The organism is Actinomadura sp. B10D3, assembly GCF_039871695.1.
In the GTDB taxonomy this organism is placed as follows: domain Bacteria; phylum Actinomycetota; class Actinomycetes; order Streptosporangiales; family Streptosporangiaceae; genus Spirillospora; species Spirillospora madurae.
On record NZ_JBDPLY010000012.1, the window covers coordinates 22,358 to 34,971 of the forward strand.

Genomic DNA, 12,614 nt, shown 5'->3' on the forward strand with positions numbered 1-12,614 from the left:
GACTCTCTGACAGAACCGAACGACGATGTGATCCGGTTCACATGACGTCAGGATCTGCGTCGATGCGGTGTCTTGTTCTCAACCCGCTCAGGTCGGAGGAGACGCCATGGACAAGAGGATCGAGGTGGTCGGAACACCGGCTCGCCCTGCTACGAGCCCGGAATGAGAACGTGAAGACACCAAGCGAGTAGACGCTGTTCCGTCGCATCACCAGTGGCACGGTGTGCGGCGGCGTTCGCCGCGCCTCGTGCACCCCGATCCACGACCAGCTCCAGGAGAGGAATTCATGCACACGACGGGGGAAGCCGGTGCGGACCGGCGAGCCGCGGGCGAGGCGGCGAGCGGCGGCGACAGCGACCGAGCCACCCTGGCGGCGACGGATATGTTCGTCGCGCACCGCAATCTGCTGTTCACCGTCGCTTACGAGATGCTCGGATCCGGGGCAGACGCCGACGACGTCCTGCAGGAAACCTGGTTGCGTTGGGTCGGTGTCGACGCGGCGCACATCGACGACCCGCGCGCCTACCTGGTCCGCATCACCACACGGCAGGCGCTCAACCGGCTGCGTTCGGTGAAGCGCCGGCGGGAGGCGTACGTGGGCTCCTGGCTGCCGGAGCCGCTGCTCACCAGTCCGGATATCGCCGCCGATGTGGAACTCGCCGAAAGCGTGTCGATGGGACTGATGGTCGTGCTCGAGACCTTGTCCCCGACCGAACGAGCGGTATTCGTGCTGCGCGAGGCGTTCGGACTGGCCTATGACGAGATCGCGGCTGCAGTGGAGAAGTCCACCGCCGCCGTGTACCAGATCGCGCACCGCGCCCGCCGCCACGTCGAAGCCCGCCGACCGCGCCGCACGGTCACCGCACGCGAGGCGCAAGCGGTTGTCGACGCGTTCCGGCGCGCGCTCGAGACCCGGGACCTGCAGGGCCTGCTCGACGTCCTCGCTCCCGAGGTGGTGGCGATCAACGACGGCGGCGGCATCAGGCAGGCCACCCCACGGCCCGTCATCGGCGCGGACACGGTCGCGCGTTTCGCGGTCAGGGGCCTCGCCAGGCACGACGTCGCGCTCACCGTCGAACCAACCGTGATCAACGGCAGCCCCGCACTGGCGCTGCACGTCGATGGGAAACTCGACGGCGTCCTCGCAGTGCGGGTCGAGGACACCCGCATCACCGGTCTCTACTTCGTCCGCAATCCGCACAAGCTGACCCACGTCGTCGCCGAAAACCCACTCACCCTCCGCTGAGCATCGCGGCGGTCTCCCAGAAAGCTCTCTCCGGGATGGGCCCCCGGTGACCCTCAAGACGCACGCCCTCTAAGTCCGCCGAGCGCGGGAAAACCAGATGCGGCCTTGTCGGGCGCGACGACAGACTGCCACACGTGCTGACCACCTATTGGCCCTTGCGGGGGCTCCGTCTCACGACTCCGGCGCTGGAACTGCGGCTACCCACCGAGGAAGAACTGGCCGAGCTTGCCGACTTGGCAGCGCATGGCGTCCACCGGCCCGAAGAGAGACCCTTTCTCACGCCGTGGACGGACGGGTCCCCGGCTGAGCGGGCACGATTCGTCCTTCAGCAGCATTGGCAACGCCTTGGCAACTGGAGTCCCCAGGATTGGGCACTGGACCTGGCGGTGTTCCACGAGCGGCGGCCGGTGGGCATGCAAGACGTGCGGGCGCAGGACTTTGCGGTCAGGCGTGAGGTCTCGACCGGATCCTGGCTAGGGCTGGGGCACCAGGGCCAGGGGTTCGGAACCGAGATGCGAGCGGCCGTGTTGCACCTCGCCTTCGCTGGGCTCGGATGTCTGGAGGCAACGACCATGTCTTTTGTCGACAACGCTGCTCCTCTGAGGATCTCTCGCAAGCTCGGTTACCGACCAGATGGGATCACTCGCGACGTGTTGGACGGCCAAACCGTCGTGTCGCAGCGGCTAAGGCTGTCACGCAAAGAGTGGGAACTGACCGACCGGCTACCGGTCACCGTTAGTGGTCTGCACGACTGCCTTGACATGTTCGGCGTTAAGCAGTGACGGCTCTTGGTGCGGCGGACGGACGGCACGGCGCGGCGGGCCCCGGCGGAACAGACCACACGCCCGGCGTCTTGGGGCGGGCGGCCGCGCAGCGGGCACCCTCACGTCGGAGTCCGATGGCGCTGACGGAGAAGTACGGGGGCCGGTACCACCCTGCCGGATCTCGCCGCCGATTGCGGCGGACCGACGGTCCCGGTGCCCACCTGCCGGCCGCATAACGCCCGCCGGCTGCGGGCACCGGTCGCTCCCGGAGAGGACGACATCGGCCCCGGCAATGTAGCGCTACGCCCGGCTGGGCGGATATGCCCCCGGCGCCCGCCGCCGGTATCGACCGGCCACTCGCGCATGAGGCAATCCACGGCGAGATGCCGGCCATGCCTCGCCGGGTACGGCCCGCCGAATCCCTGACCAGGCTGGACGTCCACATTGCGCAGGTCGCCCGGTACATCGACGAATCAACAGTTGCGATGTGTCGTCGGCCTCCGCGGCGATGCGGACCCTGGTCCGCGCACTGGCCGCCGCCGGGATCCTGGTGCCGGCCGACAAGGGCTACGTCGGCGCCGGCCCGCACGTCAAGACGCCCTACAAGGGCAAGAACAAGCCCGAGCCGCTCAAGGACGCCAACCGCTCCCACACCAAGCTCCGCGGCCCCGGTGAACGCGCCAACGCCCAGCTCAAGCAATGGAAGATCCTGACCAAGCTACGTTGCTGCCCCCACCGGGCCGGTCACCTGGCCAAGGCCATCCACGTCCTCCAGAACCGCGAGCTCAACGCACGTTGAAAAAGTTCCGTGACTGCTCCTTGATCACCGTGCCTAATTGCAGGCAATTGCACGCCACCGCAGCCAGCTGAGCTGCTCGTCCTCGGCCTACTCGGAACGGCGACAGCACCCGGATCATCCGAGGGCAGGCGGGCCCGGAGCGCATAGCCGCCTTCGCCTCGCGATCGCGCGTCCCTCATGCCAGGCCCGTTAAAGGTGCTTTCCATGATCGTGGTGACGCGCTGTCGACGGGCCGGTGGCGTAGGGGAGGTGGTTGGCCACGACGTGGGTCCTTTGAAGGAGGGCCTCATGGCCGCTCAAACGCTTGCCCTTAGCTCAGCCGAGAACGTCGCGGGAAACATCCTGCAGTCGGTGATCGACAATCGAGGGCTTAAGCCGGACACCGAGCAGAAAAAGTGGGCCAGCGCCAAGATCGCCGAGCGCTTCGCGAAGATCTACGGCGAGTTCGTCGACGGACACGGTCCCGAAGGCGCTTGGAACCAAGCCATGGAATCGGCCAAATCTCAGGCCGGCTGGGAAGCCGATTTCTTCTGATTCGATACTTGACAGCTATTGACCGGCTGTCATCTGAGGGTTCTCAGGTGGCAGCCGGACTTTTCAGTGAGGTTCTCCGCGCGAACGGCCGGGGGGGAGGACCGATTCGCGCGAATGAGTGCTCCGGCTCCGGGAGTCCAGGGGCCTGGAGCCCCCTGGTTCCGCGAAGCTCCACCACAGTTCGCAGACACCTCCACAGGGCTTTGGGCGTGGCCCTCGAATCCTCAACGGCGCCGCGATCAGTGCAGGCCGCCACCTGCGAAGTGCTCGCAGGACCGTGAGTGCTCATCCGCCTCCTTGAGCACGTCGAGGAGCTGGTCAGGGTCACACTCCCACCCCTTGCAAATCCCGCTCGACCCGTTAACCATGCCGACCACCAGACCACCGCCGTCCAGTGGAATCACATCGACAACATCGTCTCGACCATCGACGAGGTCGACACGCAGGTAAGGGCGGACATCGTCGATGCCCCAGAGCGGAAGCGCTCCACGAAAAGATCGCACCCGATAGCCGAAGGTCCTTGCCCAGGCACCTACGACCATCTCGACCTCCGCCAGCCGAGGATCGATCCCCGGCGGAAGCCCGGCCTCATTCATCCGACACCTCTAACAAGCTCGGCCGTCCCTGGCATGCTGTCCAGCCCACCAGCCAGCCGCAGGACACTCAGCGCCTCAACCGATCCTCGCCATGGTACGGATTCACCACACGGACCCGCCAAGTAGGTGCTGGACGGATCGGCCAGGAACAACGTCACCGCGTCGGCCTTCAACTCCTCCGGAGGATGCTTCAAGCCGCCACCGCCCCAGGGGGCGTGCTCGCCGGCCAGTTCCCAGGCCCGGGCGCGGGCGAACGTGCACCGCACGCGGCCTGCGCCACCGCTCCAACCCAACCGAAAGCGCCCGGTCGAGCCCGGTCGCCCGGAGCGTCTCGGTCGGCGGCCACTACGACGCGTATGCGCTGAGCTGGGTGCTCTCCCACGCTTGTTCGCCATCTGGACGTCTCCCGCAGGGCGGGTTTGGCCGCCGACCTCAACGCCGCCCGGTGGCGCGCGAGGTGGTCCGCGCACACGGTCCTGTCCCCGAGGGCGACCACGACCAACTGACGGTCCTCCAACGAACCGGCCCACCCAATGCGACGTCCAATTCCGAAAGCTGCCTTTCGAAAAGGAGACGAGATGAACGGCGGGGCTTGGGCAATCTTCCTGATCGCGCTTGTGTTCCTGTGCGTCCTGATGGTCGCGGTATCGGGTGGCGGGTCCCGTGGCGGCACGTCCAGGCGCCAATCGTACGGCGGCTCCCCGCCCTTCTACGGCGGGGACTCGGGTTCGAACGACGGAGGGGGCAGCTCCGATGGAGGCGGAGGCGGCGATGGAGGCGGAGGCGGAGGCTGACCCACGGCGCCCTCGCGGTCCGGTGGTGTCCGGCGAGGATGACTATAAGTCAGGGGCGTGCGGCGTTGTGTGCATACCTCATCTCATACGCACCGCCGATGGGGGCCCTCCGCCTCGTTCTTGAGTTCTGCGCCTCGACGGGGCCTGATGGCGGGCAGTCCGGACGGCGACGGAGGGGCAGGGGCGCTGGTGCCGGTGGCTTACTTGCCCGGCAGCGTGAGAGTGACCGGAACGACTAAAAGCCTGCCGGCGGACACACACCACTCCCCCTTCACGATGAAACGGGACTCCAGGCAGTAGGGACCGTGCCCGTCACACTCGTTTCGGCAGCGTCAGGTAGTTATCGGCGAGCCTTAACTGTGGGTTGTCCATCACCACTGAGCGCGCCCAGCAGGCGCAGCCCGTCCTCGGTGGGGCTCCCGGGGGCCGCGGACAGCACCAGCAGCTCCATTCCCGATTCATCCGGCAACGCGAAGTTCTCCTGGTGCAATTCCAGCAGTCCGACCAGCGGGTGCCGGTACGCCTTGCGTCCATGTGTGCGGGCGCGTACGTCCGCGCGGGCCCAGAGGCGGCGGAAGCGCTGGCTGCCCATCGCCAGCTCGCCGATAAGTGAAGCCAGGCGCGGGTCATCAGGGAACTTCCCGGCCGCCAGGCGCAGGTGCCCGACCGCGTCGAGGGTGCATTTCTCCCAGTCGGCGTACAGGCCGCGCTCGTCCTCATCGAGGAAGATGTGCCGGGCGGTGTTCAGGCCCGGCATCTCCCGACCGTAGAGGAGCCCGGCGAGGCGGTTCGCGGCGGCCACGTCCATCCGGTGGTCCATGATCAGGGCGGGTGCGTCGGTGACCAGGTCGAGTACGCGCAGCAGCTCCGGCCGCAGGCGCCCGCTGGGCGACTTCGGGCGGCGGCGGCGCTGCCGGGCGAGCCGGTACAGGTGCCCGCGTTCGGTCTCGTCGAGGCCGAGGACGCGGGCGAGCGCGTCGAGGACCTGTTCGGACGGCTGGGTGGCGCGGCCCTGCTCCAGGCGTACGTAGTAGTCGACGCTGACCCCGGAAAGGTGCGCGACCTCTTCGCGGCGCAGCCCTTCGACGCGGCGGCGGCTGTCGGTGGGGATGCCGACGGCCGCCGGGTCGACCCGGGAGCGCCGGGTGCGAAGGAAGCCCGCGAGATCGTCCATGTCTCCAGTATGGCTCCGGCAACGCACGTGAAGGTGGTCCTGCTATTACCAGGAAGTCCCGTCCAATGGAAGAGGCGCCCCTGAATGACGAGGCCTCGGCCACCGAGGATCTATGGCGACACACCTCGTTGAAGGGACGGCCATGAAGACGCTCATCGTCTACGCCCACCCCGAGCCGCGTTCGCTGAACGGCTCTCTGAAGGACCTCGCCGTGGCCACTCTCGAAGCCGCCGGGCACCAGGTGCGGGTGAGTGACCTGTACGCGATGAATTGGAAGGCCGTGGTGGACGCGGCGGACTTCGGCGAGCACGCCACGAGCCCCCTGCAGGTGATACCGAGTTCGGCCGGGGCATACGACGCCGGCGCACTCACGCCCGACGTGGCCGCCGAGCAGGAGAAGCTGCTGTGGGCCGACATGGTGATCTTCCAGTTCCCGATGTGGTGGTACACGATGCCGGCGATCCTCAAAGGCTGGGTGGACCGGGTGTTCTCCTTCCACTTCGCATACGGCGTCGGAGCGCACGATGAGACCCGGTATGGCGAGCGTTTCGGTGAGGGGACGCTGCAGGGGCGGCGGGCGATCCTGTCGGTGACCATCGGGGGCCTGGAGTCCCACTACACCGATCGCGGGATCAACGGCCCGATCGAGGACCTGCTGTTCCCGATCCACCACGGAATCTTGTACTACCCGGGTATGGAGGTGCTGCCGCCGTTCGTGCTGTACGGCACCGACCGGATGACCGACGAGGACTACCCGGACGTCGCCAAGGCATGGGAGCGGCGCCTGCTCACCCTGGAGTCGACCGAGCCGATCGCGTTCCGGCGCCAGAACTTCGGTGACTACGAGATGCCGTCACTGCGGTTGAAGGAGGGCCTGGAAGCGCCGGGCCGCAAGGGCTTCGGCCTCCACGTACGGAATTAGCCGCCGGCGACGGACATGACGGCGGAACGTCGCGACCAGGACGGTCCCGTGCGCCCGCAGCCCCTCGGATGGTCACGTTCCGTCTTCCGCCTCCGGGCCGGTGGGCCTGCGGATGACCGGTCTCGCTCTGATGTGGGTGCGCTCCCCCTGGCCGCCGAAGAGGCTGAGGACCTCGACGGGGCCGCGGCCGGTCGAGCCGAACCAGTGGGGGTGCTGGGTGTCGAACTCGGCGACTTCGCCCGGGCCGAGGACCAGGTCATAGTCGCCGAGGACGAGTCGGAGGCGTCCGCTGAGCACGTAGAGCCACTCGTATCCGGCGTGGGTCCGCGTGAACGGCTCCGACTCGTTCGCCGGGATCGTCAGCTTGTACGCCTTGGGCTCGCCCTGCGTCCGCGACAGCGGAACGATGACGCGCCCCCGCATCTTCCGGGGCTCCTGCGGCATCCGCGGGTCGACGATGCGCGGCGCGGCGACGATCTCGTCGAGCGGGACGGCCAGGGCGGCGGCGACCGGCAGGAGCAGCTCCAGGCTCGGCTTGCGGTGCCCGGTCTCCAGGCGCGACAGGGTGCTTTTGGAAATGCCGGTGCGGCGGCTCAGCTCGGCGAGGGAGACGTCCTTCCTCTCGCGCAGCCGGCGCAGGCGGCCGCCGATCTGGCTGAGGGTCGCGTCAACCGCGGGGTGTGACTCCATCCCCCCAGGACACTAGGTCGTTCCTGTTCCGGCAACACAAGTTGCCGTCCAGGGTCCGGTCGCGTGACGGTCGTCCCGGAGGTGATTCGAGGTGGACGACCATCGCGATGTTGTGACGGACTCCGCGAGCGGTGGGGGGCGGCGGTGCACCACTGCCCCCCACTGCCACGGCTACGAGGTGCGCGGGCGGGAACTCGTCGTCATCGGCGGCGCGGTTCCAGCCGTGACCCTCCACCAGGCCGCGCTGCTGCGCCGCTACAGCGACCGCGTGACGCTCTGCCCCAACGGCATGGACGTCTCCGACGCCGAACTGGCGCGGCTGCGCGCCTTCGGCGTGCGGATCGTCGACGGGGCCGTCACCGGACTCGTCGGCGGCGAGAGCGGTCTCTGCGGAGTCGAGCTCGAAGACGGCGGCGTCTAGAAGTGCGATTCGGTCTTCGTCGCGCCCAGGCCGCGTCCGAACGACGGGATCCTGCGGGCGCTCGGCTGCGAGCAGGATCCCGACACGGGCTGGGTCCGCGTCGGCGCCTCGGGAGCGACGAGCGTGCCGGGCGTCTGGGCGGCCGGGAACGTGACGAACCCGCGGGCGCAGGTCGTCACGGCCGCGGGCGAGGCGTCCACCGCCGGCATCGCGATGACGTCCTGGCTTCTGGAGGCGGACATGGACGCGGCGGAACGGGGTGAGCGCCGATGAGCGTCGACACCGCCGCACGGCCGGCGCAGGCGACCGGGCGGCTCCTTCCGCTCGGCGTGTACTTCCTGTCGTTCAGCCTGTTCGCCATGGGCAGCGCGGAGTTCCTGCTCGCCGGGGTCCTTCCCGCGGTGGCCGCCGACATCGACGTCAGTCTGGCCACCGCGGGCGGGCTCATCACCGCGTTCGCGATCGGAGTGGTGATCGGCGGACCGCCGTTCGCGGTCATCAGCCTGGGGTGGCCGCGCCGCACGGCCCTCGTGCTGACCCTGCTGGTCTTCGCCGGCTGCATCGCCGCCGGGATCCTCATCGGCACCTATCCCGCGCTGCTGGTCACCCGGTTCGTCGCCGGGCTCGCCTACGCGGGCTTCTTCGCCGTCGCCGCCGCCACCGCGGTCAGCCTGGTCCCCCCCGACCGCGCCGCGCGCGCCTCGGGCGTCGTGGTGAGCGGCCTCAGCATGGCCATGATCCTCGGTGGCCCCGCCGGGACTTTGATCGGCTACCGCACCGGCTGGGAGGGTGGCTTCTGGCTCGTGGTCGCCCTCACCCTCGCCGCTGCCGCCGCCGTCACCGCCGCGATGCCCCGGACGGCCGGCGGGCAGCCCTCCGGCATCGGAAGGGAACTGCGCGCGATGCGGCGGCCGCGGCTGTGGCTCGTCTACGCCGCCACGCTGCTGAGCACCGCGTCCTACATGATCACGTTCAACTACCTGGCCCGGTTGCTCACCCACGTCACCGGCATCCCGGACGGCTGGATCGCCGCCGTCCTGGTGCTGTTCGGCGTCGGCGCCTACATCGGCCTGGCGATCGGCGGCCGCATCTCCGACCGGCGGCCGCACCACGCGCTCGTCGCCGGAGCGGCCGGGATCGGCGTGTCCTCGGTGCTCATCGCCACGCTGGCCGGGCACGCGGTGACGGTCGTCCCGCTCGTGCTGCTCCTCGGCGTGACCGGGTTCGTGCTGAACCCCGCCATCTACGGCCGCGTGTTCACGATCGCCTCGGACGCGACCACGCTGGCAGGGGCGACCACGGTGTCGGCCTTCCAGCTCGGCATCAGCCTCGTCCCGCTGCTGGCGGGCATCTCGCTCAACGCGGGGGCGGCCATCACCACCGTCGCGTGGATCGGCGCCGGGCTCGCCGCGGCCACCGTTCCCGTCGTCCTGGCCGAGCGCCTCAGCGCGCGGGCTTGACGGACACGCCGCCGAAGGCACCGACCTGTGCGGGGGGCAGGGCGGCATCCTTCGGGTTGCCGTCCTGCGGGCGGTCTTGATGACGGCCGCCGTCGAGGACCAGATTCTCGCCCGCAACCCGTGCCAGGTGCGCGAGGCCGGCACCGAGCACGCGGCCGAGCGACCGACGCTCACGGTCGCCCAGGTCTTCGAGCTCCCGCAGCGGGTGGGCGTGCGCCCGGCCGGCACATCCTTCAGGTGCGGGAAGACCAGGTCGACGCAGCAGGGGTTTTCGCCCGTGCGGGCATGCAGCACAATGACCTCGCGGCCGCTCGTAGGGATCAGTTCCGGGATCAACAAGATCCTGACGATGCGGCCGCGCCCATGCGCGCAGAGTTACCCAACCGCGATTCGGCCGTCGCACCAACCACGAAACACACTCTGTGACCGCTTCACGGTTTGAGCCAGAGCCCTTATTTGCGGATGGGCTGACCCTCCGAACGGTGAGACATGGCACCCGCGCAAACGGCGCGTGTGCAACGCAACTCACACTCAGGAGCACTGCATGCTTCCCTTTCTCCAGCGGGGCCAGTTGGTCGTGCAGCCCACCTACGAACCCTTCGTCTCCGGCGGGCGCGCCCCGGTAACCATCGTCGCCGAGGTCCGTGAGGACATTCAGGTCCTTGTGACGGCCCTCAGCTTCGGCAGGATGCCCAAGGAAACGCGTCTGATCCGCGTCAACGGGGAACGCCTCAACATCGAGGGTGACTCGCCGGGGTGGGGTGGGCCCGTCATGGGCATCACCATCCGCGTCCCAGTTGGCTTCGACAAGCTCCTCTGGGTGCACACCCGAGGCATGATCATCGCTTTCGGACCGGTCAGGAACATGAGTCTGACCGCCGGCCGAAGCATCGAGGTCGAGGAGATCACCTCGGCCTCCAGCGCCTATCTGTCCACATATCGCGCGGGGAGCTCCTTCAAGGTCGGCAAGACCAGCGGTGAGCTCCGGGTGCATACGCTCGGTGGGCGTGTGCGGATCATGGCGGATGCCCCCCAGTTGCTCCGGATCGATTCTTGGGGTGGGGCCGTCCGCCTCTGCGGTACATGGAAGGAAAAGGCCGTGAAGTTCGGCAGCAACTGCGGGGAGAAGACTCTTCGCAACAGCGCCTGACCCGCCACGAGCAACGGCCGTCACACATCACCAAGGCTTCAGCGCCGAGCTGAAGCCCTCACACTAGGGGGCCTGGCAGCATCCAGGCCCCTTCACCTCTTCCCGGGTCAACGGCTGACTGGCTGCCGCGGTCACCGTTCGTTGATGCCCTGAACGGTGCAGCATGAGGCTCCCCTGTCCGACCCGACTTCTGGCTCCGCGCACCGAACGGCGTCTGATCGGTCCACCGCGCCCGCGATGATCGCGATCGTCCCGCGTCCCGATGCCCGGGGTAATCCTCGCCGCTCGGACTTCTTGCGATAGGACCCACCGCCACACGTCCCGGGAGGGCGCGCGGCCGGAGCATCGCCGCCGATGCGGCAAGTTCTTGAGCGGCCGGAGAAGGGGCTGATGTCGGTGTGAGCGGTGTTCAGGATGATCTCGTGGTTCAGCCGGACTTCCGGACGGGGCTGATCGTTCTGATCGTCCTGGCGGTGGCCGGCGCGGGCATCGTCGCCGCGATCCTGATCGGCGACGCGCCGGTCGTTTTCGCCCTGGACGTGCGCGGTCTGTTCGTCATGTCGCTCCCCTGGGATGCCCCGGGCCCCGAAGCGTTGGCGGGAGCACCTTCAGGGGGCCGGTTTCGGGGGCGTCATGGTTCGCGTCCTTACCGCCCATGCCTTCACCGAGTGACTCTGCACAGACCGTGACCGCTTCACGGAATTTGAGCCAGCCCGCGCCACCGGCGGCTGCTCACAGCCGGTCTTCCTCACCGGAACCGTCGATCATGTCCACACCGGTACCGGGGAACTGCTGCACCACTACTCCACCGACCGCGAACCCGACGGCGCGCTTCCGGTGGCGTGCAAGACGCGGCGGGCCTCCCGCTGCCCCGCCTGCGCCGAGATCTACCGGGCCAACACCTACCAGCTCATCCGCGCGGGCCTGGCCGGCGGCAAAGGCATCCCCGAAACCGTCTCCGCACACCCGGCCGCCTTCGTCACCCTGACCGCACCCTCGTTCGGTCCCGTCCACGCACGCCGCGAACGCAACGGCGGGCGGGTCCAGCGTTGCCACCCCCGGCGGGACGCCAAACCCTGCCCGCATGGCGTGGTGGCATCCTGCGGCGTCCGGCACTCAGCCGATGACCCCCGGCTCGGTGAGCCGCTGTGCCCCGACTGCTACGACTACGCCGGGTCGGTGCTGTTCAACGCCACGGCCCCGGAACTGTGGCGACGCTTCACCCTCGCGCTGCGCCGCTACCTCGCCAAATCGGCCGGGCTCACACAGAAAGAGTTCCGCGAAACCCTGGCCGTGTCGTTCGCCAAGGTCGCCGAATACCAGCGGCGCGGCGTCGTCCACTTCCACGCCGTCATCCGCTTCGACGGCCCCGACGGCCCGACCACACCCCCGCCCGGCTGGGCAACCGTCGAACTCCTGGCCGACGCCATCCGGCACGCCGCCGGCGCCGTCTCGGTCACCACACCGGCCGCCCCCGGCATCCCGGAACGGTCGCTGTCCTGGGGCGCACAGGTCGACATCCGAACCATCACCTCATCAGGCACCCTCACGCAGCAAGCCGTAGCGGGCTACATCGCCAAATACGCCACCAAGGCAGCCGAATGCGTCGGCACCCTGGACCGGCGACTACGTCCCGCTGACGACCTGGCCGAGCTACCGATCACGCCGCACGCCCGGCGGCTGATGAGCGAATGCCTCCGCTTGGGTGCCCTGGAGGAATTCACAGACCTCCGGCTCGTCCACTGGGCTCACATGCTCGGGTTCCGCGGCCACTTCTCCACCAAATCCCGCCGGTACTCCACCACCCTCGGCGCACTCCGACAGGCGCGCATCGACTACGTCGGCGAACAGTTCCCCGGCTGGCAACCCCCCGACGACCAAGACCCTGACCTGATCCTCGCCATCGGCGAATGGCGGTTCCACAGCCAGGGCCTCACACGCGGCGAAGCCCTCGTCACCGCCGCACTCACCGGAAGACCCCTCCCGCCTCCGTCAGAAGCGACCGCTAGGAGCGCAGCTTGAGTAGGGCAAGGCCGCGGACAACCCCCATCGACCTGAACGAGC

The 12,614-nt window shown here is 68.6% G+C and carries 13 protein-coding genes and 2 pseudogenes; 10 read left to right on the forward strand and 5 right to left on the reverse strand.

Going from position 1 to position 12,614, the window contains the following annotated elements:
• Positions 1-286 precede the first annotated feature (286 nt).
• From ABGB11_RS19165 to ABGB11_RS19180, 4 genes and pseudogenes are all read left to right on the forward strand, one after another.
• A complete protein-coding gene (locus ABGB11_RS19165) occupies positions 287-1,246 on the forward strand; it encodes an RNA polymerase sigma-70 factor (protein WP_347634594.1) in 960 nt (319 codons plus the stop codon).
• 134 nt (positions 1,247-1,380) lie between these two features.
• Complete coding sequence (locus ABGB11_RS19170; protein ID WP_347634596.1) at positions 1,381-2,028, forward strand: GNAT family protein; 648 nt, start codon at positions 1,381-1,383, stop codon at positions 2,026-2,028.
• A gap of 475 nt (positions 2,029-2,503) precedes the next feature.
• Positions 2,504-2,809: pseudogene (locus tag ABGB11_RS19175) on the forward strand (transposase family protein); the annotation flags it as partial.
• A gap of 204 nt (positions 2,810-3,013) precedes the next feature.
• Positions 3,014-3,343 carry a hypothetical protein gene (locus ABGB11_RS19180; protein ID WP_347634598.1) on the forward strand — a complete coding sequence of 110 codons (330 nt, stop codon included), beginning with the start codon at positions 3,014-3,016 and terminating at the stop codon, positions 3,341-3,343.
• 239 nt (positions 3,344-3,582) lie between these two features.
• Here the strand turns inward: ABGB11_RS19180 and ABGB11_RS19185 are convergent, their stop codons facing one another.
• Together ABGB11_RS19185 and ABGB11_RS19190 are read right to left on the reverse strand one after the other, a co-directional pair.
• A complete protein-coding gene (locus ABGB11_RS19185) occupies positions 3,583-3,939 on the reverse strand; it encodes a hypothetical protein (RefSeq protein WP_347634600.1) in 357 nt (118 codons plus the stop codon).
• A 1,134-nt stretch (positions 3,940-5,073) separates the two neighbouring features.
• Positions 5,074-5,907: a helix-turn-helix transcriptional regulator gene (locus ABGB11_RS19190; protein WP_347634602.1), complete on the reverse strand. Its 834-nt coding sequence runs from the start codon at positions 5,905-5,907 to the stop codon at positions 5,074-5,076.
• A 142-nt stretch (positions 5,908-6,049) separates the two neighbouring features.
• Between ABGB11_RS19190 and ABGB11_RS19195 the strand changes: the two genes are divergently transcribed.
• Entirely contained in the window at positions 6,050-6,829 is a 780-nt protein-coding gene (locus tag ABGB11_RS19195) for an NAD(P)H-dependent oxidoreductase (RefSeq protein WP_347634604.1), read from the forward strand.
• Between the two features lie 72 nt (positions 6,830-6,901).
• Here the strand turns inward: ABGB11_RS19195 and ABGB11_RS19200 are convergent, their stop codons facing one another.
• Positions 6,902-7,519: an XRE family transcriptional regulator gene (locus ABGB11_RS19200; RefSeq protein WP_347634606.1), complete on the reverse strand. Its 618-nt coding sequence runs from the start codon at positions 7,517-7,519 to the stop codon at positions 6,902-6,904.
• A 112-nt stretch (positions 7,520-7,631) separates the two neighbouring features.
• On the opposite strand from ABGB11_RS19200, the gene ABGB11_RS19205 reads away from it, so the two are divergent.
• Positions 7,632-7,940 carry a hypothetical protein gene (locus tag ABGB11_RS19205; protein ID WP_347634608.1) on the forward strand — a complete coding sequence of 103 codons (309 nt, stop codon included), beginning with the start codon at positions 7,632-7,634 and terminating at the stop codon, positions 7,938-7,940.
• Here ABGB11_RS19205 and ABGB11_RS19210 read toward each other — a convergent pair.
• Entirely contained in the window at positions 7,937-8,182 is a 246-nt protein-coding gene (locus ABGB11_RS19210) for a hypothetical protein (RefSeq protein WP_347634610.1), read from the reverse strand. The genes ABGB11_RS19205 and ABGB11_RS19210 overlap by 4 nt on opposite strands.
• A gap of 27 nt (positions 8,183-8,209) precedes the next feature.
• On the opposite strand from ABGB11_RS19210, the gene ABGB11_RS19215 reads away from it, so the two are divergent.
• Entirely contained in the window at positions 8,210-9,400 is a 1,191-nt protein-coding gene (locus ABGB11_RS19215) for an MFS transporter (protein WP_347634612.1), read from the forward strand.
• Here the strand turns inward: ABGB11_RS19215 and ABGB11_RS19220 are convergent.
• Positions 9,384-9,551 carry a hypothetical protein gene (locus tag ABGB11_RS19220; RefSeq protein ID WP_347634614.1) on the reverse strand — a complete coding sequence of 56 codons (168 nt, stop codon included), beginning with the start codon at positions 9,549-9,551 and terminating at the stop codon, positions 9,384-9,386. The two genes, ABGB11_RS19215 and ABGB11_RS19220, sit on opposite strands and share 17 nt — an antisense overlap.
• 393 nt (positions 9,552-9,944) lie before the next feature.
• Between ABGB11_RS19220 and ABGB11_RS19225 the strand changes: the two genes are divergently transcribed.
• The 3 genes and pseudogenes from ABGB11_RS19225 to ABGB11_RS19235 form a co-directional block, all read left to right on the forward strand.
• A complete protein-coding gene (locus ABGB11_RS19225; RefSeq protein ID WP_347634616.1) occupies positions 9,945-10,550 on the forward strand; it encodes a hypothetical protein in 606 nt (201 codons plus the stop codon).
• A gap of 398 nt (positions 10,551-10,948) precedes the next feature.
• On the forward strand, positions 10,949-11,239 hold the full coding sequence (locus ABGB11_RS19230; RefSeq protein ID WP_347634618.1) for a hypothetical protein: 291 nt from the start codon (positions 10,949-10,951) through the stop codon (positions 11,237-11,239).
• Positions 11,240-11,321: 82 nt separating this feature from the next.
• Positions 11,322-12,572: pseudogene (locus ABGB11_RS19235) on the forward strand (replication initiator); the annotation flags it as partial.
• Positions 12,573-12,614: the final 42 nt, after the last annotated feature.